This window comes from Lysobacter stagni, assembly GCF_030053425.1.
GTDB classification, from domain to species: domain Bacteria; phylum Pseudomonadota; class Gammaproteobacteria; order Xanthomonadales; family Xanthomonadaceae; genus Lysobacter_J; species Lysobacter_J stagni.
Genome location: NZ_JASGBI010000001.1, coordinates 1,877,711 through 1,904,252, shown reverse-complemented (window position 1 = coordinate 1,904,252; position 26,542 = coordinate 1,877,711). Strand labels below are relative to the sequence as shown.

Here is a 26,542-nt window from a genome sequence, read left to right as displayed (position 1 = left end):
CTTCCCGAGCCATGACCCCATCGCTGCGCCGCAAACTGGAAGCCCTCGCCGAACGTCGCGAGGAACTCGAACGGATGCTTTCCGATGCCGGCGTGATCGCCGACGCCGATCGCTTCCGCAGGTACTCCCGCGAATTCGCCCAGCTTGAACCGGTTGCCACCGCGCTGAAGAACGAAGCGCAGGCGAAGAGCGACCTCGCCGCCGCGCAGGCGATGCGCGACGACCCGGAACTGGCCGCGCTGGCGGAGGAGGAAATCGCCGCCACGCATGAGCGACTGGAGCGCCTGGACGCCGAACTGCTCGCGCACCTGATCCCGAAGGATCCACGCGACGAGGGCGACCTCTACCTGGAAGTGCGCGCCGGTACCGGCGGCGATGAAGCGGCGATCTTCGCCGGCGACCTGTTCCGCATGTACGCGCGCTACGCCGAACGCCAGGGATGGAAGGTCGAGGTCGAATCCGGCAGTCCCGGCGAACACGGCGGCTTCAAGGAAGTCATCGCGCGCGTGGAAGGACGCGGCGCCTATTCGAAGCTGAAGTTCGAATCGGGCACGCACCGCGTGCAGCGCGTCCCGGAAACCGAATCGCAGGGCCGCATCCATACGTCCGCCGCGACGGTGGCGATCATCCCGGTGGAACCGGAAGGCGAACCGATCGAGATCAGCCCGGCCGATCTCAAGGTCGATACGTTCCGCTCCAGCGGCGCCGGTGGCCAGCACGTCAACAAGACCGAGTCGGCCATCCGCATCACCCACGTGCCCAGCGGGATCGTGGTCGAAAGCCAGACCGAGCGAAGCCAGCACGCCAACCGCGACAAGGCGATGAAACGCCTGACGGCCATGCTCGCCGAAGCGCAGGCCGCCAAGGCCGCCGCCGCCCAGGCGCAGACGCGACGCCTGCAGGTGGGCAGCGGCGACCGCAGCCAGCGCATCCGCACCTACAACTTTCCGCAGGGCCGCATCACCGACCACCGCGTGGAAGGCCTCACGCTGTACGACCTGCCCAACGTCATCCAGGGCGCGCTGGATGAACTGATCGGCAAGCTGCAGCACGAACACCAGGCCGACGAACTGGCGCGTCTGACGCAGGACGACTGACGCCCGCCGTCATCCCCTCGGGAACGGGCCCAATGACAGCGAAACATCGGCCTCACTAGAATCGGCGCAACGCCCGAGACGGACACCCCCGATGCCCCTCGCGATCCAGCGCGTCACCCTCGCCGACCTCGACGCTGTCGCGCCCCTGTTCGACGCGTACCGGCAGTTCTACGAACAACCGTCCGACCTCGCACGTGCGCGCGCCTGGCTGGAAGAACGCCTGCGCCGCGACGAAGCGGTGATCCTGCTGGCGACCCGCGAGGGACACGCGAGCGGCTTCACGCAGCTCTACCCGATGTTCTCGTCCGTGCGCACCGGACGCTTGTGGGTCCTCAACGATCTCTACGTCGACGCCAGCGCGCGGCGCAGCGGCGTGGCGCGCGCACTGCTCGATGCGGCCGAGCAATTCGCACGCGACGATGGCGCGGTCGGCATCACGCTGGAAACCACGCGCGACAACGCCACGGCGCAGGCGGTGTACCGCGCCGCCGGCTGGCACGAAGCGGAAACACAGTGGTTCTACCGGTCCTTCGCCGAGAACGTGCGCAACGAACCCGTGTTCTCGTACGGCACCCTGCAGGACGCCATCGTCCAGCAGCGCCTGTTCGGGCGCACGCTCGACGGCGGCGTTGCCGACGCCCTGCCCGGTTACCGCATGGACTGGCTGGAGGCGCGCGACGCCGCGGCGGTCACCGCCAGCGGCATCGTCCGCCATCCCATCGTGCGCGCCAGCGACGACCCAGCCGATCGCGTGCCCGGCACCGTGCTGCGACTGAGCGCGGCGGAGCTGGCGAAGGCAGACGCTTACGAGGCCGGCGACTACCGCCGCGTGCGCGTGCAGTTGGCGTCCGGCGCAGAAGCCTGGCTGTACGAGGAAGCCTGAGCCTCGTGCACAACGACCCACGCATCGAGCTGCGCCGCACCCTGGAACACAATCCGGGCGACGGTTTCGCCTGGATCCTGCTGGCCGAACACGAACTCGATGCCGGCGACGCGGCCGCGGGCGAAGCCGCCGCGCGTCGCGCGCTCGCGCTGCGCCCTGGCCATCCGGAAGCGCTGGCGCGTCTGGGCCGCGCGCAATGGATGCAGGGCCGACGCGACGACGCCGTCGCCAGCCTGCGCGCGGCCGCGACCAACGCACCACGACACCCGGGCATCGCGGTATGGCTGGGGCATGCGCTGGAGGACATCGGCGAGGCGGAAGCGGCGTCGGAAGCGTATGCGCACGCACACGCGCTGGCCCCGGAAGAACCGCAGATCGCTTCCTACCTGCTCGCATGGCGACGCAAGCTGTGCGACTGGCGCGATCTGGATGCGCTCTCCGCGCAGGTGCGTGCGGCCGTGCGCGACGCGACCGCTTCGGTGGAACCATTCGCCTTCCTCAGCGAGGACGCCAGCGGCGCCGAGCAACTGCGCTGCGCACAACTGCGCGCATCGGCTGTCGGCGGCGCGGTGCGCGTGTTGCCGCCGACGCCGCGCTCGACCTCCGCACGACTGCGCGTCGGTTTCCTGTCCAACGGCTTCGGCGCACACCCGACCGGCCTGCTCACCGTCGCGCTGTTCGAGCAGCTGCGCCTGCAGGATCCCTTCGAGCTGCACCTGTTCGCGCTCAACCGCGACGACGCCAGTCCGATCCGCCAGCGCCTGCAGGCCGCCGCGCATGCGCTGCACGATGTCTCGCAGCGGCCGCACGCGCAGGTTGCGCAACGCATCCGCGACGCCGGTATCGAGGTGCTGTTCGACCTGCGCGGCTGGGGCGGTGGCGGCGCACCGGAAGTGCTGGCGATGCGACCGGCGCGCGTGCAGGTGAACTGGCTTGCGTACCCCGGCACTTCGGGCGCGCCGTGGATCGACCACGTCCTCGCGGACGGCTTCGTGCTGGACAACGCGATGGAGCGCGACTTCAGCGAATCGGTCGTGCGCCTGCCACGCTGCTTCCAGCCTTCCGACACGCGCCGCGAAACGATCGAGCCGCCATCGCGTGCGGAATGCGGCCTGCCGGAACAGGGCGTGGTGTTCTGCTGTTTCAACAACAGCTACAAGCTCAACCCGCGCAGCATGGCGCGCGCCCTGGCGGTATTGCGCGACGTGCCCGGCAGCGTGCTGTGGCTGCTGTCCGGGCCGGGTCGCGCGGATGATCGGCTGCGCGCGGCGGCGACGGCCCACGGCGTCGATCCCGCGCGCCTGGTGTTCATGCGCAAACAACCGCATGCCCAGTACATGGCCCGCCTGCGTCATGCCGACCTGTTCCTCGACACCGAACCCTACAACGCCCACACCACCGCGTCCGACGCACTGTGGGCCGGCTGCCCTGTCCTGACGCGCCCCGGCGCGACATTCGCTGCACGCGTGGCCGGCAGCCTCAACCACCACCTGGGTCTGCACGCGATGAACGTCGACAGCGACGAGGCCTTCATCGCACGCGCCGTCGAACTGGGCCGCGACCCGATCGCCTTGTCCGCACTGCGCGGCGAGCTGGTGCGCCGGCGCGATGACAGCGGCCTGTTCGACATGGCCGGCTTCGCGCGCGACTTCGCCGACGCCGTGCACGCCATGGCGCGCACCCACCTTCCGAAGGAGTAGGCTTCCGCCATGACCGCGACCGCCGATTTCATAGCGCTCAACCTGTGCGTGCTCACCGTGTCCGACACACGCACGCTGGCCGAAGACAGTTCCGGCGATTACCTGGTGCAGGCACTGTCCGACGCCGGGCACCGCCTCGCCGAACGCGCCCTGTTGCGCGACGACCGCTATCAGTTGCGCGCCACCGTGTCGCGCTGGATCGCCGACGATTCCGTCGACGGCGTGCTGGTCACCGGCGGCACCGGGTTCACCGGTCGCGACTCCACGCCCGAAGCCCTGCTGCCGTTACTGGACAAGGAGATGCCGGGCTTCGGCGAACTGTTCCGTGCGGTCAGCTTCGACGAGATCGGCACCTCGACCCTGCAGTCGCGTGCCTTCGCGGGGCTGGCCAACGGCACGTTCGTGTTCGCGCTCCCCGGCTCCACGTCCGCGTGCCGCACCGCGTGGGAGAAGATCATCTCGGCGCAGCTGGATTCACGCACGCGACCGTGCAACCTGGCCACGTTGCGGCCGCGCCTGCGCGAGCGCTGACACGCGCATCACCGACTTGCCCGCATCGTCAGGTCCGACCGCCGGAGTGACCCCATGCCGCTGGACACCACGCTGCAACTGCTCGCCCGCGCACGCGGCCTGAGCGCCGCCGACCTGGCCACCGCGATCCCGCGTGCCGGCGTCGCCACGGTGAGTGCATGGCTGCGCGGCGAGAAGATGCCCGGACGCGAGCAGCTCGACGCCCTCGCCCGCGCCTTCGGCGTACCGGCCGGCGCGCTGCTGGCGGAGCTGGCCAGCACGCTCGATCCGGCACGCACGCAGGGCGAGCACGACCTGCTCGCCGCCTACCGTGCACTCGATACGCGACAACAGGGCGCGCTGCTCGAAGTGGCGCGCAGCATGGCCGGCACCCGCTCGCGCCGGCGCAGGAGGACGTAATGGGAAACCTCAAGCGCAAGGACTACGAAGCCGCACTGGAACCGCTGCAGGTGGAACTGGTGGAGATGGCGCGCTGGCTGGCCGATACCGGTCGCCGCCTGGTCGTGTTGTTCGAAGGGCGCGACACCGCCGGCAAGGGCGGCACGATCGAAGCCATCACCGCGCACCTCAATCCGCGCCAGTGCCGCACCGTGGCACTGCCCAAGCCCGCCGACCGCGAACAGGCGCAGTGGTACTTCCAGCGGTACGTACCGCACCTGCCGGCCGCGGGCGAGATCGCGCTGTTCGATCGCAGCTGGTACAACCGCGCCGGCGTCGAACGCGTGATGGGTTTCGCGAGCGACGCGCAGGTGAAGGCGTTCCTGCAACAGACGCCGGTGTTCGAGAAGCTGCTCGTCGATGACGGCATCACGCTGGTCAAGTACTGGCTGTGCTGCGACCAGGACGAGCAGGAAGAGCGCTTCGCCGAGCGCCAGCAGAACCCGCTCAAGCGCTGGAAGCTGTCGCCCATCGACGCCGCCTCGCGCGAGCATTACGGCGACTACACCCGCGCCCGCGAGGCCATGCTCGAAGCCACCCACACCAAGCACGCACCGTGGACGCTGGTGGACTTCAACGACCAGCGCCGCGGACGCCTGGCCCTGATCCGCGACCTGCTCGCGCGCATTCCCGACAAGCGCGTGCCGGAGCATTGCGTGGAGTTCCCGCCGCTGAAGGGCAAGCCGAAGAAGGAGCGCTACAGCGTGCTCAAGCCGATCGTGCCGGACGGCAGCGACTAGCGATCGCACCGCTGCAGTCCGTACGCCTGCACGAGCCCTTACACGGACAGCTCATGTTCCTGGCGCCTCATCGTCCAATCAGGCGCACTCGCGTTCGATCACGCGGTGATGAAATCCTTCCCGGCCTCCTCATCACGCGCGGGCAGGCGTTCCAGCTCGTCCACGCGAGCCCTCGGCGGGCCCTCGCGCAGCCAGGCGGCCAGCGCATCGATGGCGGCATCGTCGCCGGCGGCGAGCACCTCGACGCGTCCATCGGCCAGGTTCTTCGCGTAGCCGCGCAGGCCCAGCTTCAATGCCTGCTCGCGGGTCGCGGCGCGGAAGAACACGCCCTGCACCTTGCCGCTGACGACGAAGCGCGCGGCGCTCACGACTGTGACGCCTTCGGACCGCCAGCCTTGGCGATGGCGGACTCGATGTCCTTGGCCGTGACCGGTCCGAGGAACTTGTCGGCGACCGTGCCATCGGGCGCGATGAGGTAGGTCATCGGCAGGCCGCGCGGCGTGGCGAAATCCGCCGGCGGGTTGAACGTGTCCACCACCGCGATCGGATACACCACCGGATGCAGCTTGAGGAACACCTTCATGTCGTCCGGCGTGATGTCCTCGTACGCCAGGCCGACGACTTCGATGTGCTCGCGCATCGCATCCAGCGCGGACAGCTCCGGCATTTCCTTCAGGCACGGCTTGCACCACGTCGCCCAGAAATTCACCACCACCCATTTGCCGCGGCGCGTGGCGAGGTCGTACTGCTGACCATCGACCGTGGCGATCTTCAGCGTCGGTATCCGGACATCGCCCTCATGGCGCGGCTCGTCCGGCGTCTGCGGCAGGGTCAGTGCGCCGGTCTCGGCCGGTGTCTGCGGTTGCGCCAGTTCGGGCTCCGGCGCGGGCTTCTTGCAGCCGCCGATCAGCACGGCCGATGCCAGCGCGACGGCCAGCAGGGAGATGGAAACGGAACGGCGGTGCATGGATCAGCCCTCGTCGGCGTGAATCGTGGAAGCGCTGCGCTTGAGCAGCTCGCGCAGCGGTAAACGCAGGTCGTCCAGCGCGGCAATCGCCGAACGCCCCAGTGAATCGTCGCGGCATGGCAGCACCGCTTCGGCGACCGGGATGCGCAGCTGGCAGGCCTCGTAGAGCTCGGCCAGCGACAGTTCGTCCAGGTCGCGCGACAGCAGCCATTCGCCCGTCTCGGCGCGGCGAACGACGTTGATCTCGCGCAGCTGCGCCAGCATCTGCTGCACCAGCGCATCGGTCAGCATGGGTTCCAGCGTCTCGATGTCGTCGCTGTGCAGGCCGCGTCCGTGCGCACGGGCCTCGTTGAAGCGCGCCAGCAGGCGCAGCAGGCCGTAGATCTCGAAACCCAGCGGCAGACGCATGCCGATGGGCTGGTAGCGGAACTCGGACATCGACGACGCCAGCGAGGCACCCAGCAGGATCGCGATCCAGCTGAGGTAGATCCACAGCAGGAAGATCGGAACGAACGCGAGCGTGCCGTAGATCTTCGAGTACGAACCGAAGTTGCCCAGGTACAGGCTGATGCCCCACTTCACGAATTCGAACAACACCGCGGCCAGCAACGCACCGGCGAACGCGTGGCGCCAGTGGATGGTGCGGTGGGGAACCACGCGGTAGATCGCCGCGAAGGCGAACAGCTCGATGCTCATCGGCGCCAGGCGCAGCATCGCCGACTGCACCATGTGGCCCGCTTCGGTCTCGAACAGCGACATCGCGAAGAACTTGGCCGACAACGCCAGGCTGGCGGCGGCCATCAGCGCGCCCAGCGTGAGCACCGTCCAGTACACCAGGAACCGGCCCAGCCTCGGCCGCGCCGACTTCACCCGCCAGATGCGGTTGAAGGTGGTCTCCACGCCGTTGAGCGTGATCAGCAGTGAGATCACCAGCGCAATCACACCGGCGGTGGTGAGCTGGCCGACGTTGGCCGAGAACTGCTTGAGATAGGCCTCCACCGAACGCGCCGCGCTGGGCACGAAGTTGGAGAAGATGTAATCGCTGAGGCGGTCGCTCCATTCGCCGAACACCGGGAACGCCGAGAGCACGCCGAACACCACCATCGACAGCGGCACCAGCGCGAACACCGTGGTGTACGACAGTGCGCCGGCGGCCTGGAACAGGTTGTCCTCGAGGAAGCGGCGCGCCAGGAAGCGGAAGAAGGTGCCGACGCGGGCACGGTCGCGTGCGCGTTCGCTCCAGCGATACAAGGTGTCCAGCGGGTCCATGCGGCGGAGGGTAACCGATGCGCGCGTTCAGGAGATCACGGTCCGGTCAAGGCCAACGCCATTGCCGGCTTCGCCTGGCGCGACCGAACCCATGCCTGCGGGCGGTGCATCCACTATCCTGTGCCGCCTACGGGAGGGTGTGATGGCCGAGATTCTGGTGCTCTACTACAGCCGCGGCGGTTCGGTGGCACGGCTGGCGCGACAGATCGCCCGCGGCATCGGCGAGGTCGAAGGGGTCACGGCGCGCATCCGCACCGTACCTCCCGTGGCGGCGGTGACGCAGTCGGCCGCGCCGCCGGTGCCCGAGGACGGTGCGCCTTATGTCGAGCCGCGCGACCTGGTCGAATGCCACGGACTCGCACTCGGCAGCCCCACCCGCTTCGGCAACATGGCCGCGCCGGTGAAGCACTGGCTGGACGGACTGGTCGCCGAATGGGCCAGCGGCACGCTGGTCGGCAAGCCCGCGGCGGTGTTCACCTCCACCGCCACCATGCACGGCGGCCAGGAATCCACGCTGCTGACCATGATGGTGCCGCTGCTGCACCACGGCTGCGTGCTGATGGGCATTCCCTACACCGAGCCGGCACTGAGCAGCACGCGCAGCGGTGGCACGCCGTATGGCGCCTCGCACGTGGCCGGCAACGACGACGACCCGCAACCCACCGAGGAAGAAGCGCAGCTCGCGCGCGCCCTCGGCCGGCGTCTGGCCACGCTGGTGGCGAAGGTGGCCGCATGACCGTGCGTCACGTCCTCGTCCTGGCGCTGCTGGCGCTGATGGGTGTGTTCATTGCGTGGTTCGGACACGGCGCCTCGCCCGTCGCCGAACTGCTGGTGTTCGCGCTGCCGCCGCTGCTGCTGGCGGTGGGCGTGCTGCGCCGGTCGCGCACGGCGTCCTTCTGGGCCGGCGTGCTGGCGCTGGGCTGGTTCAGCCACGGCATCATGGTGGCCTGGTCGCGCCCCGACGAACGCGGTTTCGCGTTGGCCGAGGTGGCGCTGTCGCTGGTGATCATCTTCGCCGCCAGCCTGCCGGGCCTGCGCGCGCGCTTCGCCCGCAAGCGCTGAACCCCGGGGCCTCCGGTCCGGCCGCCGTATAATCGCGGCCAACCTTCCCAGCGTGCGCATTTCGATGGACCAGCTCTGCATCGTCACCACCGGCGGCACGATCGACAAGATCTACTTCGACGACAAGTCGGACTACCAGATCGGCGAACCGCAGATCGGCAGCATCCTGCGCGAGCTGGGTGTGGCGTTCCAGTTCAACGTCATCCCGATCCTGCGCAAGGACTCGCTGCACATCAGCGCCGAGGACCGCGAGCTGATCCGCGCGACCATCGCCGCGCAGCCCGCCCGCCACGTGCTGGTGACGCACGGCACCGACACCATGGTCGAGACCGCGAACGTCCTCTCCAGCCTGCACGACAAGACCATCGTGCTGACCGGCGCGCTCAGCCCTGCCCGCTTCCGCGGTTCGGACGCGGAGTTCAACGTCGGTTGCGCCGTGGGTGCCGTGCAAGCGCTGCCGCCGGGCGTGTACATCGCCATGAACGGCCGCATCTGGGACCCGACGAAAGTGCGCAAGAACGTCGCAGCCAACCGTTTCGAGCCCGTGGGCTGAGCGATGCCCGCACCGCGGATCAAGCGCGTCTACGATGCGCCCGCGGCCGACGACGGATGGCGCGTACTGGTCGATCGCCTGTGGCCGCGCGGCATCGGCAAGGATGAGGCGCGCATCGACACGTGGCTCAAGGACGTCGCGCCGAGCAACGAACTACGCAAGCGCTTCCATGCACGGCCGGAACTGTGGGATGCGTTCTGCAGCGCCTATGCCGCGGAGGTCGCGGGCCAGCCTGCGCTGGAAGCCCTTCGCCAGCAGGTGCACGAGCGCCAGGTGACGCTGCTCTACGCCGCGCGCGACATCCAGCACAACAATGCCGTCGCACTGGCGCGGATCCTCGAGAAGGCAGCCCCGGCACACGGCCGGGGCTGAAACGGCGAAGACACATCAGGCGGTTCAGAACGTCACGGACCAGCTGCTGATGTAGCCGGTGTCGCCGGCGGCGTTGTCGTTGACGCGCAGCTTCCACGTTCCGTTGAGCGGCTCGCTCGACAGATTGAGCGTCACCGTCTTGTTGACGTTGTCCGTGCTGCCGCCGGTGCGGTTGTGGATGTTGTAGAGGCTGCCATCGGGCGCGACCAGGTCCACCTTCAGGTCGCCCTGGTAGGTGTGCACGATCGCCACCGTCACCGATGCGTTCGTCGGCGCATTGCCGGTGCGACCGGACACCGTGATCGGGCTGTCGACCGTGGTGTTGTCGCTGATGGTGTAGTCGGTACCGTTGCTGTACGTCTGCGTTCCACCGCCGCCACCACCGCCGCGGAACGCCGCGATCGTGGCCTTCGTGTTCACCAGCACGCGCTGGTTATGACTGGTGGAGGCCGTGCCCATCGCCACGCCCTGGTAGGTGACATCCGGGTTCGACCAGTAGTTCAGGCGCGGGCATCCGCTCGTGCAGTCGTAGGCCATGATCGTGCGCCAGGCATTGTTCGGCGCGCGGTAGCCGTGGCCGTAGGCGTACGGTGAAGTGCTCGGGTCGGTGGCCGGGTCGTGGCGCGCCGACTGCAGATGGCCGATCTCGTGCGCGAAGCTGTAGTAGCCGGTGATGCAGTCCCAGTACGCGGTAGCGAACGCTGTCGTCGCGGTGGAACCGATGCCCGACGCCAGGCCGCAGGCCGAACTGTCGTTTCCGACCAGCACGGCGACGTCCGCGGCGGTGCTGTCGCGAAGCGCGTGGATGCTGTCCATGTAGCCATCGCTGGTGCCACGGAAGCGGGACAGGTCCGTGCTCATGCCCACGTCGCTGTAGGTGACCGTCGTGTAGCCAGCCAGTTCCATGTTGATGCCGACGTTGGAATTGACGTAGCCCTGGTTCGATTCGGCCACCGCCAGCTGCACCAGCGCCTGCATGTCGCCGCCATAGGCGCTGACCGCGGTGTTGGTGGCGACGACGAGCACACGGATCGTCGCGGTCGCGCCCGGATCGATGGCGAGCGCGCCGACGCGGCCGGCCGTCGGATCCATGCGGATCTCCGGCAGGTCGCCGAACGCGCTGGGGTGATCCGGCGGCATCGCGGCTTCGTTCACCTCGATCACGGCATGGCTGCCGTCGGGCAACGGACGGATGCGGTACAGCTTGCCGTTCACGCGCACGTTGCCGGTGACTCCATCGCCGCGACGGACGAGGATCACCGAGTTGTATTCGTCATGACGCACTTCGCGCGCGGTCATCGACCGCGCCTTGGGGGTCTCGCGCACGTGACCGATCCAGACCACGCTGCCGTCCGGATTGGCCTTGGCCGATTCGAGCAACGCATTGACGCGCTGCAGTCCGAGGTCGAGTTCGATCTCGCCGTTCTGCGCGTTGACGACCGAGGGGTCCGCACGCAACGCGCGCAACGTTGCGGTGGCCGGGCGCGCAGCCAGGCGACTGGCGGCCACGCCGGCATCGGGCTGGACCTGTGCGGGGCCAAGGAAAAGCGGTTGTGCCGACAGCGCGGCACCGGAAAGCAGCAGCGCGCCGGCCGTGGCGATCAGGCGCGGGAACACGGGAATCTTGCGGTTCATCAGGGGATCCTCCTGCGGTGGACATCCGTTCCCGCGACACACGATTCGTGTGGGTTGCCTGCGCCGTTCCGTGCGCCGCGGCAGGAAAAAGGCGCCTCCGGCACCTGGCCGGAGGCGGATGCTGAAACCTCAGTTCACGATCAGAACGTCACCGACCAGCTGTTGATGTAGCCGGTGTCGCCGGCGGCGTTGTCGTTGACGCGCAGCTTCCACGTGCCGTTGAGCGGCTCGCTCGACAGGTTGAACGTCACCGTCTTGTTGACGTTGTCCGCGCTGCCGCCGGTGCGGTTGTGGATGTTGTAGAGGCTGCCATCGGGTGCGACCAGGTCCACCTTCAGGTCGCCCTGATAGGTGTGCACGATCGCCACCGTCACCGATGCGCTCGTCGGCGCGTTGCCGGTGCGGCCGGACACCGTGATCGGGCTGTCGACCGTGGTGTTGTCGCTGATGGTGTAGTCGGCGGTGTTGCTGTAGGTCTGCGTGCCGCCGCCACCGGTGGTGTAGCTGCCGGTCAGCGAGAGGCCCGAGTACGCCGCGTAGCCGCGCACCAGCACGTAGTACTTGCCGGTCTGAGCGGTGGCGATGTTGCACGTCTCGGCGTTGCTGCTGCCTTCGGACTTGCAGTCGTAGCTGGTGGTGGTCGGCGCGCTGCCAAACTTCACGTACAGGTCGGCATCGCCCGTACCGCCGCTGGTGACGAACTTCAGGCCACTCGCTCCAGCCGGAACGTCCAGCGAATACAGCTTGTCGCTGCCCGCCGCACCGCTGACGCCGGTGACGGCCACGCCGTTGGTGAGCGGCGTCGTGGTCGGCGGCGGCGTGGTGCCGTTGGCGGCATCGACGACGGCCTTGGCGTTGAGGATGCCCGGGCCGATCGTCTGCGACGGCGTGGACGGGAACGCGGTGACGTTGGCCTTGATGATCGCCTCCACTTCCGCCGGCGTCTTCGGCGTGGTCGCCACCGACTGCAGCAGCGCGACCACGCCCGCCACGTGCGGCGTTGCCATCGAGGTGCCGTTGTAGGACGCGTAGGTTTCCGCGCCCGGCGTGGTGCTGCCGCTGTTGAGCGTGGAGAGGATGCTCGAACCCGGCGCGGCGATGTCGATCAGCGCGCCGTAGTTGGAGAAGCTCGAACGCGCACCGGTGCTGGTGATGGACGCCACCGCGATGACGTTGTTGCAGTTCGCCGGCGAGGCGTTGGACACATTGGTGTTGTCGTTGCCGGCAGCGATGACCAGCGTGGTGCCGCGCGACACCGCGCCATTGATCGCGGTCTGCGTCGTCGTGCCGCAGGCGCCGCTGCCGCCGAGGCTGAGGTTGATGACCTCGGCCGGATTGGCATTGGCCGGCACGCCGCTGACGGTGCCGCCGGAGGCCCAGATGATCGCGTCGGCGATGTCGGAGTCGTAACCGCCGCAGGTGCCCAGCACGCGCACCGGCACGACCTTCGCGCCGTACGCCACGCCTGCCACGCCCTTGGCGTTGTTGGTCACGGCCGCGATGGTGCCGGCCACGTGCGTGCCATGCCAGCTCGACGGCTGCGCGGCGTGCGTGCCGCCGCACTGGTTCGCGCTGACCCAGTCGCCCGGATCGCTCGGGTCGCTGTCGCGGCCGTTGCCATCGTTGGACACGGTGGTGTCGATGATGAAGTCGTAGCCCGGCAGCACGTTGGCGCTGAGGTCGCTGTGGCTGGTGATGCCGGTGTCGAGCACCGCGACCACCGAGCCGGCGCCGTTGGTGACGTCCCAGGCCTGGTTGGCCTTGATGCCGTAGGTGCCGGAGTAGCCCCACTGTTCGCTGTAACGGGTGTCGTTGGGCGTCAGGTAGGGCTTGTTGATCTTGTCGACCTCGACGTACTCGACGTTCGGATCGGCGGCGATCTGGCGCATCAGCGTTTCGGCTTCGACGCGGTCGAGCTTGCGGTCGGCGCGCACGACGTCGGCACCGGTGGCGATGCGACGCACGTGCTTCAGGCCCAGCGCCTTGCCGCGGCCGACGCTGGTGGCCGCTGCGGTGGACAGTGCGCTCTGCAAGGTGGCGACGTTGGCGCGTTCGGCGCTTCCGTCCTTGTACTTGACGATGAAACGGTCGTTCCTGGCTTCGGCATCCAGGCCGGAGAAGTTGACGTGCGCCTGTTGTGCGAAGGCCGGCGCGGCGAGCGCGGACGACAGGGCGATGGCGGTGGCTACGGAGAGCGCGTGCGCGCGGAAACGGCGACGATCGGACATCTGTTGGAACCCCCGAAGGTGGAACTGCGTGATGGGTCGACCCCACCTACCGGCGCATGGCGCCGTGCGGCGAGGCCCTGTGTGCGGTCGCCGCGTCGAGGCGGTCGGCCGTTTGCAGCAGACGACTCCGGTGCCGCAGGGACTGCGACAGCCCGGCCATCACGCAACGCACGGATCCTCGGAGGGCTGGAAGCCCCTGGCCCGGGACCTGCGGGGTACGCGGTGCCGGGTCCAGCGCCCCCGTCCGGCCCGGCACCGGAACGGGGTCGGGCCGCTCCTGTTTCCAGGCCACCCAAGCTGCTCAACGCGAGGGCCGCGCACCCCCCTACCGTCCAGCGAGCCGCCAGATGACGCAAAGTGTCACTGCGGGAGGCTGGTCACTGTTCAGCTTGCGCGGGCCACCTGTTCAGGCTTTCCAACGAAAACGCCCCGCTAGGCGGGGCGTCGTAAAGGGCTATCGGCAGCCGGCTTCAGAACATGCCGGTCTCGAGGCGCGCGGCCTCGGACATCATCGTGCGGTTCCACGGCGGGTCGAAGACCAGCTCGACGTCCGCGTCGACCACGGTCGGGATCATCTCCAGCTTGTCGCGCACGTCGGCGACGAGGATGTCGCCCATGCCGCAGGCCGGCGCGGTGAGCGTCATGCGGATCTCGACGCGACGCAGGCCCGGCTTGTCCGGATGCGGATAGATGCGGGCCTCGTACACCAGCCCCAGATCCACCACGTTGATGGGGATCTCCGGATCGAAACAGGTGCGCAACTGGCGCCAGACCATCTGCTCGACGGCTTCGTCGTCGGCGCCCTCGGGCAGCTCCAGCGGTTCGGGCGCTTCCTTGCCGATGGCGTCGGCGTCGCGGCCGGCGATGCGGAAGAGGTTGCCTTCGACGAACACGGTGTAGCTGCCGCCCAGGCCCTGGGTGATGTAGCCGACGCTGCCGGCCGGCAACGTGACTTCTTCACCCTGGGGCACCATGACGACGGCGCAATCGCGCTCGAAACGGACGGGTTCGCTGCTACGGGAATACATGCCGGAAAGATTGGGGTGCGCGGGGCTGGCACAAGGCTTGCCATTCTACCGGCTGCGGCGGCGCCACCGGCTATGCTGTGCGGCCTGCTGCTCCGCGAGCGTTCGATGACCCCACCCGCCCCTGCCCGCCGCGCCTCATGGTTCTCGTGGTTGCTACTGCTGCTGGGCGCCTGCGGATTCGCCGCGGTCTGGGTGCTCGCAAGCCTCTACACGGGGCGCCAGCTGGGCTGGATGGCGGTAATCGGTGCGCTCGACATCGCCTGGCTGCTGCGCCTGGGCGGATGGCGCCCCGGTCTGGGCCGCCTGGTGGCGGGGGTGCTCGCCACGGCCGCGATCGTGGTGGTCGCCAACTGGTTCATCACCGCGACGCAACTGGGCGCGATGATGGGCCTGGATCCGTGGAATTCCGCCCTGCGCCTGGGCCCGCACCACGCGTGGATTCTGGTGCAACTGGCCAACAGCACGGTCGACATCGCGTGCATCGCGCTGGGGCTGATCGTCGCCGCCTGGCTGTCGCGCTGACTCAGGCGACGCTTTCGAATTCGTCCAGGCAGGTGGCGAACAGCGCCACGGCTTCCTCGATCTGCGCCACCGAAAGGCCGCAATAGCCCAGCAGCAGTCCCGCGCGATCCGGCGGCTGCAGGTAGTACGGCGCGATCGGATACAACCCCAGGCCCAGGCTGCGCGCGCGTGCGATGAACGCCTCGCCTTCGGCGGCGGTGCGGTCCTTCAGCCACACCACCAGATGCATGCCGGCGCGCGAGTCGTTGATCTGCAGCCTCCCCCGGCTGCAACGCTGCAGTCCGCCCAGCAGCGCGGCGCGACGTTCCTTCAGCGTCTTCCACGTGCGACGAAGGTGGCGCTCGAAGCCACCATCGACGATGAAGCGCGCCAGCGCGGCCTGCTCGATGCCGCACGATCCGAAATCGTCCTGCCATTTCGCGTTGACGAAATCGCCGCGCAGGCCCGCGGGCACCACCAGGTAGCCCAGGCGCAGCGAGGGGAACATCGCCTTGGAGAAACTGCCGACGTAGATCACGCGGTCGCCCTCGTCGAGCGAGCGCAGCGCGGCCAGCGGGCGCGCGTCGTAGCGGAATTCGCCGTCGTAGTCGTCTTCGAGGATCCAGGTGCCGTGGCGTCGCGCGTAGTCGAGCAGTTGCAGCCGGCGCGGCAGCGACAGCACCGCGCCACTGGGGAACTGATGCGAGGGTGTCACGCACACCAGCTTCGGTGCGGGCACGGGCAGTGCATCGCAGCGCAGGCCATGGGCGTCCACCGCGACGGTACGGACCTGCGCGCCGTGGATCTGCAGCGATTCGCGCATCGCCGAGTAATGCGGCTCTTCCAGCACCACTTCGTCGTCGGGATCGAGCAGCACCCGCGCGGTGAGCGCGATCGCCTGCTGGGTGCCGTCCACGATCACCACGTCCTGCGGCTGCGCCTGCACGCCGCGACGGCGCGCGAGGTAATCGCACACGGCTTCGCGCAGTGCCGGCACGCCCTGCGAGGCGGGATAATTGGGCGAGGTATAGGCCGCGGCGTGCGCCAGTTCGCGCGCCCAGGCGCTGGTCAGTGCCGGGTTGGTCAACGGCACGCCGTACTGGAAGGCGTAGCGGACACCGGGGATGGCCCGGCCGGGAATGCGCAGGTGGTCGTGCACGATGCGGGCGCGCCGGGCGAAGCGCGACTGGGGCGCCAATGCGGCGTCCACCGCATGCAGCGGGCGCGGTGCCTGCAACGGTGGCGTCACGTAGCTGCCCGAACCGACGCGGCCATCGACGAAGCCCTCGGCGCGCAGTTGTTCGTACGCCGCCAGCACGGTGTTGCGCGAGACGCCCAGATCGCGGGCCAGCTGACGCGTGGCCGGCAACCGCGCGCCCTGGCTGACGCGTCCGGCGAACACCGCGCTTTTCAGGGCGCGGGTGAGTTGGGCGTGCAGCGGACCGCGTCCGTCGAGTTGCAGGTGCATGTCACGCCTCCCGGATCGATTGGCTCCATTCAACCCCCCTGAATTGGCCCTTGCCAGTGCCACTTTCCCGCGGCTCCATAGGGCCATTCCCGCCCCCCTGCAGGAGTAACGCCATGAGCGCCACCGCCCCCACGGGACGTCCCGCCACCTGGATCTGGCTGCTGATGGGTGGACTGGCGGTCGGCAGCGCGGACCTGGTCTTCGCCATCGCCTGGTGGGCACCGCAGGGCACCCCGCCGATCCGCATCCCGCAGTCGATCGCCGGCTGGATCATCGGCCGCGAGGCGGCATTCGCGGGCGGCGCCACCACGGCGTTGTTCGGCGCGCTGCTGCACTACTACCTGATGACGGCGATCGTCACCGTCTACCACGTGGCCGCACGCAACCACGCGATTCTGCGTGCGCATCCGCTGGCCTGCGGCGCGCTGTACGGCGCGGCGTGGTTCGCACTGGTGCATGGCATCGCGGTGCCGCTGTTCTCCGCGGCGCCGCCGCGCCACTTCCTGCCGGAGTGGAACCTGGCCTGCCTGCTGGCGCACATGCTGCTGATCGGCGTGCCCGCCGCGTGGATGGCGCGTCGCTGGTACGGCGCACCGCTACCGGACGTGGTCGCCAGCGGCGCGCGCTGACGGCCTCTCCTTACTCCGCAATCGAGCTACGACGCCCGCGCCGTGTACGCGGGAATGGCTCCTTTGTCTGCACGCAGATTGGTTCTCCAAAGCACGCCGCCGGATCGATAGCGTGGGGCCATTGGTATCGCACGGAGCTTCCATGTCCCTGCATCCCCGCACGCCGCCGCCGTCCGGATGGGCATCCAGCCCATCGCTTTCCACGGACGAATGGCACCTGATCGAAGGCACCGCCTCGCCGCTCAACATCGCGCCGGAATGGCCTTCGCTGTGGATCGTCGCGCACGGCACGCTGGCGATGCAGGCGCGCGACAGTGAATGGTCGCTGGGCGCGGGCGAGGCGCAACTGTGGCGCGGTGGCGCGGTGCTGGCGCGTCCGGTGCAGGACGCCCGCTGGTTCTGCCTGACCGGCGACCTCCGCGCATGGCAACGCGAGCTCACCCTGGCGCGCGACGAGGAACCGCTGCCGTGGCGCGCCGACGATTGCCATGCGCTCGCGCAGGCGCTCGATGCGATGCGCGGACACCGCACGGCGCTGCACGAGGTGCTGTTCGAACGCCAGCAGGAAATCGCCGCCTACCTGCCGCGCTGTCGCGGCCGCACGGCGCGGCACCGCAGGCAGACACTGCTTCGGCTGCTTCACCTGCATCACCTGATGCGCTGCCATCTGGATACGGACGACGAGGCGATGGTCGATGTCGCCTGGCTGGCCGAACGCGCGCATTACTCGTCGGGCCACTTGATCCGTTTGCACCGCGACGTATTCGGCGAAACGCCGGGCGAGTACGTCTCGCGCCTTCGCGACCAGCGCGCGTGGCACCTGGTCCGCGAGACCGACCTGCCGGTGGTGGCCATCACCCACAAGCTCGGCTTCGAAAGCCAGAGCGCCTTCTGCCGCGCGTTCAAGCATGCCTTCGGCATGACCGCCACGCAGGCTCGCCGAGGAGAGGATTCCGTATGCGCCGCCTGACCAACCGCGCCATTGGCTGGGCCCTGCTCGGCGGGCTGCTCGCCGGCTCGCTCGACATGCTCTACGCGACCGGCTTCTGGTCCTTCTACGGTGTGCCGGCGCAACGCATTCTGCAGAGCGTCGCGGCGGGTTTGCTCGGTCGCGATGCGTTCACCGGTGGTGCGTCCACCGCCGCACTCGGGCTGGTGCTGCATTTCCTCATCGCGATGGGCATGTCGCTGGCCTACACGTGGGCCGCGCGCGACGCCGCGGCGCTGCGTCGCCATCCATGGCGCTACGGCACGCTGTACGGCGTGGCTTTGTTCTGCTTCATGAGCTTCGTCGTGGTGCCGTTGTCGGCATCGCCGCGTGGCGGTTCGCTGCCGATGCTGTGGACCGTCTGCAGCGTGATCGCGCACGTGGTGCTGGTCGGCTGGCCCTGCGCCTGGTTCGCGCGGCGCGCCTGGGACGGGCGATGGCGCGGCCCGGTCGGGTTCGCCGCCGTCGCCAGCGCCACGACGTGACGCACCGTCTCCCCCACCTCGCGCGCATCGTCCGGGGCTTCCTGGGCGGGGCCGACGCGCGCTCGCGCCCCGCATCCACGGAGAACACCATGAACGCTGTGAAATCCGCACTGTTGATTCCGCTGGTGATCGCGTCGCTCGCCATGGGCACCGCGAACGCCGGGCAATGCAAGCAGATCCACGCCGACCTGGACGAAATCTCGTCGACCACCGGCTGCAACGCGGGGCTGAGCTCGTGCTTCCTCGGTGAAGTCGATGGCAATCATGGCCTGCGCGGCACCACGCACTTCGCCGCCGACAGCGCGGTGCAGACCAGTCCTTCGACGTCGCCGAACTTCATCATCTACAGCGGCAAGTTCGAGTACCGCACCGCGCGCGGCACGATCCACGCACGCGAGACCGGCGCCACCACGCGCGGCACCGAAGGCGTGGTCACGGCGTACCAGGAAATCGTCTCCGGCACGGGCGCCTTCACCAACGCGACCGGCTATTTCTTCGTCAGTGGACACAAGACCGGCGGCACCGTCGAGACATTCGTCAACGGCGAGATCTGCAACAACCACTGACGTGCCCGCAGGGCGGCATCCCTTCCCCACCCCTCTCTCCACGGGAGAGGGGTCCTTTTCTTTCTCAGTGGCCGCCGCCGTCGAGCGCCTTGAGCTCGCTCACCAGCGCGCTGGCCATTTCCGCACCGTCGCCGTACAGCATGCGCGTGTTGTCCTGGTAGAACAGGGCGTTCTCGATGCCGGCGAAACCCGTGCCCTTGCCGCGCTTGATGACGATGGTGTTCTTCGAGTTGGCCACGTCGAGGATGGGCATGCCGTAGATCGGCGAGGCCGGATCCGTCTTCGCGACCGGGTTCACCACGTCGTTCGCGCCGATCACCAGCGACACGTCGGTGTTGGGGAATTCGGGATTGATGTCGTCCATGTCGGCGATGAGGTCGTACGGCACACCGGCTTCGGCGAGCAGCACGTTCATGTGGCCCGGCATGCGGCCGGCGACCGGGTGGATCGCGAACTTCACCTTGACGCCGCGCTCCATCAACCGCTGCGCCAGCTCCCAGATCTTGTGCTGCGCCTGCGCGACCGCCATGCCGTAGCCGGGCACGATCACCACGCGTTCTGCATAGGCCATCATCGCGGCGACGTCGCCGGCTTCGATCGGCTTCTGCGTGCCGCTGATCTCCTGCGCCTGACCACCGCCGCCGAAGCTGGAGAACAGCACGCCGTGGATCGGACGGTTCATCGCCTTGGCCATCAGCTGCGTGAGCAGCGTACCGGCTGCGCCGACCATGGTGCCGGCGATGATCAGCGCCTCGTTGCCCAGCACGTAACCTTCGAACGCCACCGCAAGACCGGTGAGCGCGTTGTACAGCGAGATCACCACCGGCATGTCGGCGCCGCCGATGGGCAGCGTCATCAGCACGCCCAGCGCAAGCGCCAGCACGAAGAAGGCGATGATCGCCGGCACCGACAGCGTGTGCACGACGATGCCGCCGAGCACCAGCATCGCCACGAACACGGCGAGGTTGAACAGCTGCTGCCCCGGGAACACGACGCGCTTGTCGAGGCGGCCATCGAGCTTGGCCCAGGCGATGATCGAACCCGACAGCGAGACCGCGCCGATCGCCGCGCCGACGACGGCGAGCACCAGCGTGGTCGCCGTCGGTGCGTGGCCTTCGCCCGAAAAGCGCAGCAGCTCCACCGCACCGATGGCCGCGGCCGAGCCGCCGCCCATGCCGTTGTACAGAGCGACCATCTGCGGCATGTCGGTGATGGCGACCTTCTTGCCGGAGATCCACGCCGCGGCCGTGCCGATCACCAGCGCGGTCACGATCAGCGGCAGGTTGTGCAGACCGGGCAGCAGGAAGGTGGCGACGGTCGCGATGACCATGCCCAGGCCGGCCCAGTGGATGCCGCTGCGCGCGGTCACCGGCGAGGCCATGCGCTGCAGGCCCAGCAGGAACAACGTGGCGGCGACGAAGTAGCTGGCGGACGCGATCCAGACCAGCGGGCTCATGCCTTGCCCCCCGGCTTGCGGCTGGTCTTGAACATCTCGAGCATGCGCTCCGTGACGACGTAGCCGCCGGCGGCGTTACCCGCGCCCAGCAGCACCGCGACGAAGCCGATGACCTTTCCCAGCGTGGTGTCGGCGTGGCCCAGCACCACCATCGCGCCGATCAGGACGATGCCGTGGATGAAGTTGGAGCCCGACATCAGCGGGGTGTGCAGGATCACCGGCACCCGCGAGATGATCACGTGACCGGCGATGGCCGCCAGCATGAAGATGTACAGCGCCACGAACCCGTCGCCCATCATCCATCCCCGTCGAATTGTCTTCCGCATCATAACCGCCGATGAACGCGGCGCCAGCGCTGTCAACCGGCCCGGCGACCGGGCGTTGTCACCTGCGCACGGCCCGCACGGGCCAGACCACGAGGAGACACCGCAATGAAGCACGCATCGCGCAGGCTGCTGACGGTTGGACTCACATTGGGACTGCTCGGCGCGGCGGCTTCGGCCGCAGCCGGGGATTTCGGCGACCGCGTCGATCATCGGATGGACCGCAAGGGTGAACGCATCGAAGCGCGCCTGGACCACAAAGGCGACCGTATCGACCACCGCCTGGACCTGCGCGCCAACCGCCAGGCCGCGCTGGGCCACTGGGGCAACGCCGCCCGCCTGGACCGGAAGGGCGACCGCATCGACCACCGGCTGGACCGCCGCGGTGACCTGGCCGAAGCGCGCTGGGACCGTCGCGGCGACCGCTTCGACCGTCGCTGGGACCGTTGGCATTAACTCGGAACCCGTATGCTCCGACGCGTGAACCGCGACGCAGAAGACGACGTGCTGGCCACCAACGCGGCCGACGCACACGCCCGGGCCGCCTCCGACACGGAGGCGGTGTCGGTGCGCCTGCCGGCCTCGCTGGAGGAGTTCCTCGCCGGCATCGGCCCGCGCGCCTTCCGCTTCGCCGAACTGGGCCTGCGCCATCGCGACGACGCACTGGATGCGGTGCAGGACGCGATGATGAAGATGCTCGCCTACCGCGAGCGCCCCGCACAGGAATGGGCGCCGCTGTTCTGGAGCATCCTGCGCAGCCGCGTGGTGGACCTGCAGCGCCGTCGCACATTCCGCCTGCGCTGGTTGGCGCCCGCACCGGACCGTGACGACAGCCTGCTGGACTGGGCCGACGACGGCCCCGATCCGTCCCGCACCCACGACGGGCGCGAGGCCTACGGCAAGCTCGCCGACGCACTGGCAACGCTGCCGCGTCGGCAACGCGAGGCCTTCAGCCTGCGCGTGCTGGAAGAACTCGACGTCGCCACGACCGCGCGGGCGATGGGATGCAGCGAAGGCGCGGTGAAGACCCATCTGTCGCGAGCGCGCGAAGCGCTGCAGCGGCAACTGGAGGATTGGCGATGAACCCGGGCGACGACCCCATGAACCACACCGACGACGAGCGTTTCGACCAGGCCATGCGCGCCCTGCACACGCAGGCGGTATCGCAGGTGTCCTCCGCCACGCGCGCGCGACTGCGCGTGGCCCGGCATGCAGCCGCCACACCGGCGGGCGAACGCGCACCGCGACGCGGCTTCGGCTGGGTGCTGGCGAGCGGATTCGCCGCGGTCTTCGCGCTGGCGATCGGCCTGCAGTTGCGACCGACGATCACGCCCGATGCCGCTCCGGCCGCGGTGGCCACGGCACCGAATGCGTACGACGCCGATACCGCCGTGGCCATGCTCGACGAGAGCCCCGACCTCTACCTGTGGCTGGCGTCCAACGACGATGCCATGCCGACCCTGGAGCCGTGACATGCCCGCTTCCTTCCTGCTTCGCTCCGCGATGACGCTGGCCCTGGCCGCGATCGCACTGCCTGTCTTCGCCGCGGACCCGCCCGCTCCCGCTCAGGCCCAGGCGCAACTGCCTGCGTGGGAGCAACTGACGCCCGCGCAGCGCGAAACGCTGATCGGCCCCGTGCGCGAGCGTTGGAACACCCAGCCCGAAGAGCGCCAGCGCATGCTCGATCGCGCCGAGCGCTGGCAGCAGATGACGCCCGAACAGCGCAAGCGTGCGCGCCATGGCATGCAGCGCTGGGAGCACATGAACCCCGAACAGCGCGATCAGGCCCGCGCCCTGTTCGCGAAGATGCGCACGCTCGACGAGCCGCAGCGCAAGGCGCTGAAGGCGCAGTGGCGCTCGATGACGCCCGACCAGCGCCGCGAATGGGTGAAGGCCAACCCCGCCCCCGCCGACATGCCGCATGGCCCGCCGCCCGGTCCGCCGCCGCGCGACTGATCCTGCTGTCGCACGACCTTCGGATCGGGGAACAAGATCCGCTACGATGCGGAACATCCGGTCCGGGGAGCAACGCATGGCGGGCATCACGATTGGCGTGGCAGGCGAAACCGCAAGCGGCGAGCGCCGCGTCGCATTGACGCCCGAAACCTGCAGGAAACTGATCGCACGCGGCGCACGCGTGCGCGTGCAACGCGGCGCCGGGCGACAGGCCGCCTTCACTGACGAGGCCTACGCCGACGCCGGCGCCGAACTCGTCGACGACAGCACTGCCGCGCTGCACGAGGCCGACGTGGTGCTGTGCGTGCAACCGCCCACGGCCACCACGCTGCAACAACTGCGCGACGGCACCACGCTGGTCGGTCTGCTCGCACCCCAGTCCGACTCCGCGCGCGGCGAAGCCATCACCGCACGCAACCTGATCGCCTTTCCGCTGGAACGCCTGCCGCGCACCACGCGCGCGCAGGCGATGGACGTGCTCAGCTCGCAGGCAGGCATGGCCGGTTACAAGGCGGTGCTGATCGCCGCGCAGCTCGCACCGCGCTTCTTCCCGATGCTGACCACCGCGGCCGGCACGATCCGTCCGTCGAAGGTGCTGATCGTCGGTGCCGGCGTGGCGGGGCTGCAGGCCATCGCCACCGCCAAGCGGCTGGGCGCGCAGGTCGAAGGCTTCGACGTGCGTCCGGAAACGCGCGAGCAGATTGAATCTCTCGGTGGCAAGTTCCTCGACCTGGGCGTCAGCGCGGCGGGCGAAGGCGGTTACGCGCGTGCGCTCACCGACGAGGAACGCGCCGAGCAACAACGCCGTCTGGCCGAACACCTCAAGGGCGTGGACGTGGTGGTCTGCACCGCTGCTGTGCCGGGACGCCCCGCGCCGAAGATCATCACCACCACGATGGTGGCGGGCATGAAGCCCGGCAGCGTGATCGTCGACCTGGCCGCGGAAACCGGCGGCAACTGCGAACTCACCCGACCGGGCGAAACCATCGAGAGCGGCGGCGTCACCGTCGCCGGGCCGCTCAACCTGGCCAGCGCCGGCGCGGTGCACGCGAGCGAGATGTACGCGCGCAACGTGCTCAACTTCGTCAGCCTGTTCGTGACCGACGAAGCCTCGAAGGAAGGCCGCCTCGCCTTCGACTGGAACGACGAGCTGCTGGCGAAGACGGTCTGGCCGGAGCGCACAGCGCCGACGTGATCCAGGCAATCGACCACGAATGAACGACAACAGCCCGCGCAAGCGGGCTGTTGTCTTAACGCAGACGGGCGCCCGAAGGCGCCCGTGGATGCGTGCATGCTGTCGCCGCGAAGCGGCGGTCGGTCAGCGCGTGCCCGTTCCGCGATCGAGGTGGCGACGCACCTGGCGCATCGCTTCGTCGAAGGCGGTGCGCTCGGCACCGATGGTCAGGCGGCCGGAAGTGGCCAGCGCGGCCAGTTCCTCGGCCGAAGCCGCCAGCACGCGCAGGCCGCGGCGGTTGACCAGCAGGAAGCGCGAGGTCAGCGGGCTGACCCATGCGACCTTGGCCGCTGCGCTCTCGCCATCGGCGTCGACCAGGCGCACCCAATCGCCCACTTCCAGCGCACGCATGCGCTCGGCCAGCAATGGGTCGTGGCGGACGGTGTCGGTGCCGCCGGCCAGCCACAGGCGACGCTCCGCTTCACCTGTGTCGTCTTCCTGCACCGACAGCGGCGCCGCAGGGCGCACGCGGCGCGAGGTATCGGGATCGACCAGCGCGCGCACCAGACCGGCCAGGCCGTGCTGGGCAGCGCTGTCGTCCAGGCCGGAGCTGGCCAGGCATTCGATGATCGCCGGCTGCAACGCGAGCAGCTGGTCGGCCAGTTCGCGGCCACGGTTCTGCTGGGCGAGGCGGTCGGCCATCACCAGCGCGTCGCCGAGCGCAATGGCCTCGGCATGGCGGCGCTGGTCGACGTTGTCGCGCAGCAGCGTCTGCACCACGTGATGTCGCCACGGCATGGCCAGGAAGTCGGCAACCGCCTGCGTCAGCGTCGTTTCGCCGGTGCGTTCGTGCAGTGCGTTCTCGGCCTGCGAACGGGCGGCGCCAAGGCGCTCACGACCGTAGGTGGCCTTGGCGGCACGCTGTTCCTGCAGCTCGAAGCGACGACGCTGCTGCGCCAGCAGCGCGTCGAGTTCGGCGTGCGCGAGTTCGAACACCGCAAGGTCTTCGTTGTACTCGGCAACGATGCGCTGCGAGATCTCGGTGGCGCGGTCGAGCAGTTCGCGATCCTGCGGCGTCTCGCCGTCGTTGCCTTCGCAGGCTTCGGTGATGGCGTCGAGCAGGCGACGGGCCGGATGTTCGCGCTTGACGAACACGGCGTTGTCGGTGAGCGCCACCTTCACGTACGGCAGCACGAGGCGCGCGTACAGGCGACGCGCACGATCCTGCAGTGCGTTGTGGCGGAACAGCGAGTCGAACAGCAGCGCGACCAGATCGATCGCGTCTTCTTCTTCGGCGCTGAAGCAGGCCTGGTCCGGGTTGAGGCCAAGGCGGCGCGCACCGTCCTGCAGATGGTCGCGGATGGTCTCGCCGAGGCGGCCGGACACGGCCAGCGCACGGGCGAACGCGTCCGGCGGTTCGGCCTGGAGCAGCGAGGCGACGCTGAGGATCTCGTCCACGCGCATTTCGCGGCGCTGACCCACCGAGCGATCGAAACCCGAGCCCGGCATGCCATGCGAATCGGCACGCGGCACGGAATCGCGCCAGGCGTGCAGTTGGCTGCGCAGCTGCGACAGCTCGCTGGCCATGGCCGCGATGTCCTGCTGGGACATCGGTGTGGACAAGGTGCGACCGAAATTGCCAGCACCTGCGGCCGAGACCGGGCCCGGAGAGTGCTGGCCGCCGAAGCCGTCGTGCGTGCCGCCGAAACCACCCATGTGGGGGGTGGGCACCAGCACGTCGTCCTGGAAACGGCGCAGATCTTCCTGCGGCGGACGCGGCGCCGGAGCAGCCCCGCCATAACCGGAGGTGGCCAGCAGCGTGTTGATGCGGGCGTAGAGCTCGCCCAGCACGCGAATCAGGTCGGTTTCGTAGAAGCGGAACAGGCGGCCGCGCAGCGTGTCGGGGACCTGTGCGTCCAGCAACGTCTGCGAGAAAGCGGCGACCAGGCGTTCCGGACCGATCGGGTTGGCGCCCATCGGCACGCGCATCGCATCGGCGAGCGTTTGCAGACGGCTCTGCAGCGTGTCCAGCGGTCGTGCGAAACGGGCGACCAGCGCCTCGTTCAGACGACCACTGGCCAGTTCGTATTCCAGTTGCTGCTCATCCACCAGGCGCAGCGTGACGTCGCCGCCGCTGCGGATGCGCAGGGCACGGAAATCGTCGAAGGATTGCGCGACCTGCTGGCGGAAGCGCATGACATGCGTCGCCTGGTGCTGGCGCAGCACCCAGAGCGCAGCCTGCTCTTCGTAATGATTGACCTTCCCGTCGCTCTTGAGCGCGGCGAGCTTGAGCGCATCTTCGACCGGTCCATAGAGCGTGCCCGGCAGGCCGCCGAGCGCCTCCAGAGACTGGCGCTTGATCTCCTCGAGCACGCGCAAGGGATCGGTACGCGTGGCTTGAGCGACGCCGTGCGGGTAGCCGGACACTGCGATTTCCCCAGGTTACGTGGACCGAAACTGCCGCGCACCGGCAGTTCGCCTGCTCATAGTGGC

General features: G+C 68.9%; 29 protein-coding genes and 3 pseudogenes. 20 read left to right on the top strand and 12 right to left on the bottom strand.

The features are described 5' to 3' along the window. The first annotated feature begins 11 nt into the window (after positions 1-11). The 6 genes from prfA (at position 12) to ppk2 (ending at position 5,389) form a co-directional block, all read left to right on the top strand. Complete coding sequence (prfA, locus tag QLQ15_RS08715; protein WP_283212417.1) at positions 12-1,097, top strand: peptide chain release factor 1; 1,086 nt, start codon at positions 12-14, stop codon at positions 1,095-1,097. Positions 1,098-1,188: 91 nt separating this feature from the next. Continuing rightward, the gene (locus QLQ15_RS18325) at positions 1,189-1,980 is read left to right on the top strand and encodes a GNAT family N-acetyltransferase (RefSeq protein ID WP_345782419.1); all 792 of its coding nucleotides are present in this window, start codon (positions 1,189-1,191) and stop codon (positions 1,978-1,980) included. A gap of 5 nt (positions 1,981-1,985) precedes the next feature. Continuing rightward, entirely contained in the window at positions 1,986-3,680 is a 1,695-nt protein-coding gene (locus tag QLQ15_RS08700) for an O-linked N-acetylglucosamine transferase, SPINDLY family protein (RefSeq protein ID WP_283212416.1), read from the top strand. Between the two features lie 9 nt (positions 3,681-3,689). Then, positions 3,690-4,211 carry a molybdenum cofactor biosynthesis protein B gene (moaB, locus tag QLQ15_RS08695; protein ID WP_283212415.1) on the top strand — a complete coding sequence of 174 codons (522 nt, stop codon included), beginning with the start codon at positions 3,690-3,692 and terminating at the stop codon, positions 4,209-4,211. 54 nt (positions 4,212-4,265) lie between these two features. Next, entirely contained in the window at positions 4,266-4,610 is a 345-nt protein-coding gene (locus QLQ15_RS08690) for a helix-turn-helix domain-containing protein (RefSeq protein ID WP_283212414.1), read from the top strand. Then, on the top strand, positions 4,610-5,389 hold the full coding sequence (gene ppk2 / locus QLQ15_RS08685) for a polyphosphate kinase 2 (protein WP_283212413.1): 780 nt from the start codon (positions 4,610-4,612) through the stop codon (positions 5,387-5,389). The genes QLQ15_RS08690 and ppk2 overlap by 1 nt, the downstream gene beginning before the upstream one ends. A gap of 98 nt (positions 5,390-5,487) precedes the next feature. Here the strand turns inward: ppk2 and QLQ15_RS08680 are convergent, their stop codons facing one another. Genes QLQ15_RS08680 through QLQ15_RS08670 form a run of 3 tightly spaced genes read right to left on the bottom strand, consistent with a single transcriptional unit; the run spans position 5,488 to position 7,625 of the window. Continuing rightward, positions 5,488-5,757, bottom strand: a complete 270-nt coding sequence (locus QLQ15_RS08680) for an acylphosphatase (protein WP_283212412.1) — start codon at positions 5,755-5,757, stop codon at positions 5,488-5,490. After that, entirely contained in the window at positions 5,754-6,356 is a 603-nt protein-coding gene (locus tag QLQ15_RS08675; protein ID WP_283212411.1) for a TlpA family protein disulfide reductase, read from the bottom strand. Before QLQ15_RS08675 ends, QLQ15_RS08680 begins: the two co-directional genes overlap by 4 nt. A 3-nt stretch (positions 6,357-6,359) precedes the next feature. Further along, positions 6,360-7,625 (bottom strand): YihY family inner membrane protein, encoded by a 1,266-nt coding sequence (locus QLQ15_RS08670; protein ID WP_283212410.1) that lies wholly within the window; start codon positions 7,623-7,625, stop codon positions 6,360-6,362. A gap of 142 nt (positions 7,626-7,767) precedes the next feature. Here QLQ15_RS08670 and wrbA point away from each other — a divergent pair, with 142 nt between their 5' ends. From wrbA to QLQ15_RS08650, 4 genes are all read left to right on the top strand, one after another. Next, on the top strand, positions 7,768-8,361 hold the full coding sequence (wrbA, locus tag QLQ15_RS08665; RefSeq protein WP_283212409.1) for an NAD(P)H:quinone oxidoreductase: 594 nt from the start codon (positions 7,768-7,770) through the stop codon (positions 8,359-8,361). After that, positions 8,358-8,687 carry a DUF2069 domain-containing protein gene (locus tag QLQ15_RS08660; protein ID WP_283212408.1) on the top strand — a complete coding sequence of 110 codons (330 nt, stop codon included), beginning with the start codon at positions 8,358-8,360 and terminating at the stop codon, positions 8,685-8,687. Before wrbA ends, QLQ15_RS08660 begins: the two co-directional genes overlap by 4 nt. A 64-nt stretch (positions 8,688-8,751) precedes the next feature. Next, complete coding sequence (locus QLQ15_RS08655; RefSeq protein ID WP_283213977.1) at positions 8,752-9,240, top strand: asparaginase domain-containing protein; 489 nt, start codon at positions 8,752-8,754, stop codon at positions 9,238-9,240. Positions 9,241-9,243: 3 nt separating this feature from the next. Beyond that, complete coding sequence (locus QLQ15_RS08650) at positions 9,244-9,612, top strand: DUF488 domain-containing protein (RefSeq protein WP_283212407.1); 369 nt, start codon at positions 9,244-9,246, stop codon at positions 9,610-9,612. Between the two features lie 24 nt (positions 9,613-9,636). Here the strand turns inward: QLQ15_RS08650 and QLQ15_RS08645 are convergent, their stop codons facing one another. The 5 genes and pseudogenes from QLQ15_RS08645 to sufT form a co-directional block, all read right to left on the bottom strand. Next, positions 9,637-9,870: a proprotein convertase P-domain-containing protein gene (locus QLQ15_RS08645; protein WP_489753171.1), complete on the bottom strand. Its 234-nt coding sequence runs from the start codon at positions 9,868-9,870 to the stop codon at positions 9,637-9,639. Positions 9,871-9,999: 129 nt separating this feature from the next. Continuing rightward, positions 10,000-11,247: pseudogene (locus QLQ15_RS08640) on the bottom strand (zinc-dependent metalloprotease); the annotation flags it as partial. A gap of 140 nt (positions 11,248-11,387) precedes the next feature. Continuing rightward, a pseudogene (locus QLQ15_RS08635) lies at positions 11,388-11,615 on the bottom strand (proprotein convertase P-domain-containing protein); the annotation flags it as partial. 132 nt (positions 11,616-11,747) lie between these two features. After that, positions 11,748-13,475, bottom strand: a pseudogene (locus QLQ15_RS08630) (S8 family peptidase); the annotation flags it as partial. A gap of 470 nt (positions 13,476-13,945) precedes the next feature. Continuing rightward, positions 13,946-14,503, bottom strand: coding sequence for a putative Fe-S cluster assembly protein SufT (sufT, locus tag QLQ15_RS08625; RefSeq protein ID WP_283212406.1), 558 nt, complete (start codon positions 14,501-14,503; stop codon positions 13,946-13,948). A 105-nt stretch (positions 14,504-14,608) separates the two neighbouring features. Here sufT and QLQ15_RS08620 point away from each other — a divergent pair, with 105 nt between their 5' ends. Next, on the top strand, positions 14,609-15,025 hold the full coding sequence (locus tag QLQ15_RS08620) for a hypothetical protein (RefSeq protein ID WP_283212405.1): 417 nt from the start codon (positions 14,609-14,611) through the stop codon (positions 15,023-15,025). 1 nt (position 15,026) lies between these two features. On the opposite strand, the gene pdxR is transcribed toward QLQ15_RS08620, so the two are convergent. Next, positions 15,027-16,472: a MocR-like pyridoxine biosynthesis transcription factor PdxR gene (gene pdxR / locus QLQ15_RS08615; protein WP_283212404.1), complete on the bottom strand. Its 1,446-nt coding sequence runs from the start codon at positions 16,470-16,472 to the stop codon at positions 15,027-15,029. Between the two features lie 113 nt (positions 16,473-16,585). On the opposite strand from pdxR, the gene QLQ15_RS08610 reads away from it, so the two are divergent. The 4 genes from QLQ15_RS08610 (at position 16,586) to QLQ15_RS08595 (ending at position 19,140) form a co-directional block, all read left to right on the top strand. Next, positions 16,586-17,101 (top strand): hypothetical protein, encoded by a 516-nt coding sequence (locus QLQ15_RS08610; protein ID WP_283212403.1) that lies wholly within the window; start codon positions 16,586-16,588, stop codon positions 17,099-17,101. Positions 17,102-17,243: 142 nt separating this feature from the next. Continuing rightward, positions 17,244-18,071, top strand: a complete 828-nt coding sequence (locus tag QLQ15_RS08605; protein ID WP_283212402.1) for a helix-turn-helix transcriptional regulator — start codon at positions 17,244-17,246, stop codon at positions 18,069-18,071. Next, on the top strand, positions 18,059-18,574 hold the full coding sequence (locus QLQ15_RS08600) for a hypothetical protein (protein ID WP_283212401.1): 516 nt from the start codon (positions 18,059-18,061) through the stop codon (positions 18,572-18,574). Before QLQ15_RS08605 ends, QLQ15_RS08600 begins: the two co-directional genes overlap by 13 nt. Before the next feature lie 89 nt (positions 18,575-18,663). Next, positions 18,664-19,140 (top strand): hypothetical protein, encoded by a 477-nt coding sequence (locus tag QLQ15_RS08595; RefSeq protein WP_283212400.1) that lies wholly within the window; start codon positions 18,664-18,666, stop codon positions 19,138-19,140. A gap of 64 nt (positions 19,141-19,204) precedes the next feature. Here QLQ15_RS08595 and QLQ15_RS08590 read toward each other — a convergent pair whose 3' ends face one another. Both QLQ15_RS08590 and QLQ15_RS08585 read right to left on the bottom strand, forming a co-directional pair. Beyond that, positions 19,205-20,596: an NAD(P)(+) transhydrogenase (Re/Si-specific) subunit beta gene (locus QLQ15_RS08590; protein WP_283212399.1), complete on the bottom strand. Its 1,392-nt coding sequence runs from the start codon at positions 20,594-20,596 to the stop codon at positions 19,205-19,207. Continuing rightward, on the bottom strand, positions 20,593-20,892 hold the full coding sequence (locus QLQ15_RS08585; protein WP_283212398.1) for an NAD(P) transhydrogenase subunit alpha part 2: 300 nt from the start codon (positions 20,890-20,892) through the stop codon (positions 20,593-20,595). The genes QLQ15_RS08590 and QLQ15_RS08585 overlap by 4 nt, the downstream gene beginning before the upstream one ends. Before the next feature lie 135 nt (positions 20,893-21,027). Between QLQ15_RS08585 and QLQ15_RS08580 the strand changes: the two genes are divergently transcribed. The 5 genes from QLQ15_RS08580 to QLQ15_RS08560 all read left to right on the top strand — a co-directional run bounded on the left by QLQ15_RS08580 (position 21,028) and on the right by QLQ15_RS08560 (position 24,070). Continuing rightward, on the top strand, positions 21,028-21,375 hold the full coding sequence (locus QLQ15_RS08580; RefSeq protein ID WP_283212397.1) for a hypothetical protein: 348 nt from the start codon (positions 21,028-21,030) through the stop codon (positions 21,373-21,375). A 105-nt stretch (positions 21,376-21,480) separates the two neighbouring features. Continuing rightward, on the top strand, positions 21,481-22,002 hold the full coding sequence (locus QLQ15_RS08575; RefSeq protein ID WP_283213974.1) for an RNA polymerase sigma factor: 522 nt from the start codon (positions 21,481-21,483) through the stop codon (positions 22,000-22,002). Then, a complete protein-coding gene (locus QLQ15_RS08570; protein ID WP_283212396.1) occupies positions 21,999-22,391 on the top strand; it encodes a hypothetical protein in 393 nt (130 codons plus the stop codon). The genes QLQ15_RS08575 and QLQ15_RS08570 overlap by 4 nt, the downstream gene beginning before the upstream one ends. Position 22,392: 1 nt before the next feature. Beyond that, positions 22,393-22,875, top strand: a complete 483-nt coding sequence (locus QLQ15_RS08565) for a DUF3106 domain-containing protein (protein ID WP_283212395.1) — start codon at positions 22,393-22,395, stop codon at positions 22,873-22,875. A 76-nt stretch (positions 22,876-22,951) separates the two neighbouring features. Further along, a complete protein-coding gene (locus QLQ15_RS08560) occupies positions 22,952-24,070 on the top strand; it encodes an NAD(P) transhydrogenase subunit alpha (RefSeq protein ID WP_283212394.1) in 1,119 nt (372 codons plus the stop codon). Positions 24,071-24,193: 123 nt separating this feature from the next. Here QLQ15_RS08560 and QLQ15_RS08555 read toward each other — a convergent pair whose 3' ends face one another. Continuing rightward, positions 24,194-26,476 (bottom strand): DUF1631 family protein, encoded by a 2,283-nt coding sequence (locus QLQ15_RS08555; protein WP_283212393.1) that lies wholly within the window; start codon positions 26,474-26,476, stop codon positions 24,194-24,196. Positions 26,477-26,542 lie beyond the last annotated feature (66 nt).

Excerpts from the sequence above, each read along its gene's own strand:
- prfA (WP_283212417.1), top strand. The coding sequence starts at position 12 with ATGACCCCATCGCTGCGCCGCAAACTGGAAGCCCTCGCCGAACGTCGC.
- QLQ15_RS18325 (WP_345782419.1), top strand. The coding sequence starts at position 1,189 with ATGCCCCTCGCGATCCAGCGCGTCACCCTCGCCGACCTCGACGCTGTC.
- moaB (WP_283212415.1), top strand. The coding sequence starts at position 3,690 with ATGACCGCGACCGCCGATTTCATAGCGCTCAACCTGTGCGTGCTCACC.
- QLQ15_RS08690 (WP_283212414.1), top strand. The coding sequence starts at position 4,266 with ATGCCGCTGGACACCACGCTGCAACTGCTCGCCCGCGCACGCGGCCTG.
- ppk2 (WP_283212413.1), top strand. The coding sequence starts at position 4,610 with ATGGGAAACCTCAAGCGCAAGGACTACGAAGCCGCACTGGAACCGCTG.
- QLQ15_RS08675 (WP_283212411.1), bottom strand. The coding sequence starts at position 6,356 with ATGCACCGCCGTTCCGTTTCCATCTCCCTGCTGGCCGTCGCGCTGGCA.
- QLQ15_RS08670 (WP_283212410.1), bottom strand. The coding sequence starts at position 7,625 with ATGGACCCGCTGGACACCTTGTATCGCTGGAGCGAACGCGCACGCGAC.
- wrbA (WP_283212409.1), top strand. The coding sequence starts at position 7,768 with ATGGCCGAGATTCTGGTGCTCTACTACAGCCGCGGCGGTTCGGTGGCA.
- QLQ15_RS08660 (WP_283212408.1), top strand. The coding sequence starts at position 8,358 with ATGACCGTGCGTCACGTCCTCGTCCTGGCGCTGCTGGCGCTGATGGGT.
- QLQ15_RS08655 (WP_283213977.1), top strand. The coding sequence starts at position 8,752 with ATGGACCAGCTCTGCATCGTCACCACCGGCGGCACGATCGACAAGATC.
- QLQ15_RS08650 (WP_283212407.1), top strand. The coding sequence starts at position 9,244 with ATGCCCGCACCGCGGATCAAGCGCGTCTACGATGCGCCCGCGGCCGAC.
- sufT (WP_283212406.1), bottom strand. The coding sequence starts at position 14,503 with ATGTATTCCCGTAGCAGCGAACCCGTCCGTTTCGAGCGCGATTGCGCC.
- QLQ15_RS08620 (WP_283212405.1), top strand. The coding sequence starts at position 14,609 with ATGACCCCACCCGCCCCTGCCCGCCGCGCCTCATGGTTCTCGTGGTTG.
- pdxR (WP_283212404.1), bottom strand. The coding sequence starts at position 16,472 with ATGCACCTGCAACTCGACGGACGCGGTCCGCTGCACGCCCAACTCACC.
- QLQ15_RS08610 (WP_283212403.1), top strand. The coding sequence starts at position 16,586 with ATGAGCGCCACCGCCCCCACGGGACGTCCCGCCACCTGGATCTGGCTG.
- QLQ15_RS08605 (WP_283212402.1), top strand. The coding sequence starts at position 17,244 with ATGTCCCTGCATCCCCGCACGCCGCCGCCGTCCGGATGGGCATCCAGC.
- QLQ15_RS08600 (WP_283212401.1), top strand. The coding sequence starts at position 18,059 with ATGCGCCGCCTGACCAACCGCGCCATTGGCTGGGCCCTGCTCGGCGGG.
- QLQ15_RS08595 (WP_283212400.1), top strand. The coding sequence starts at position 18,664 with ATGAACGCTGTGAAATCCGCACTGTTGATTCCGCTGGTGATCGCGTCG.
- QLQ15_RS08590 (WP_283212399.1), bottom strand. The coding sequence starts at position 20,596 with ATGAGCCCGCTGGTCTGGATCGCGTCCGCCAGCTACTTCGTCGCCGCC.
- QLQ15_RS08585 (WP_283212398.1), bottom strand. The coding sequence starts at position 20,892 with ATGGGCGACGGGTTCGTGGCGCTGTACATCTTCATGCTGGCGGCCATC.
- QLQ15_RS08580 (WP_283212397.1), top strand. The coding sequence starts at position 21,028 with ATGAAGCACGCATCGCGCAGGCTGCTGACGGTTGGACTCACATTGGGA.
- QLQ15_RS08570 (WP_283212396.1), top strand. The coding sequence starts at position 21,999 with ATGAACCCGGGCGACGACCCCATGAACCACACCGACGACGAGCGTTTC.
- QLQ15_RS08565 (WP_283212395.1), top strand. The coding sequence starts at position 22,393 with ATGCCCGCTTCCTTCCTGCTTCGCTCCGCGATGACGCTGGCCCTGGCC.
- QLQ15_RS08560 (WP_283212394.1), top strand. The coding sequence starts at position 22,952 with ATGGCGGGCATCACGATTGGCGTGGCAGGCGAAACCGCAAGCGGCGAG.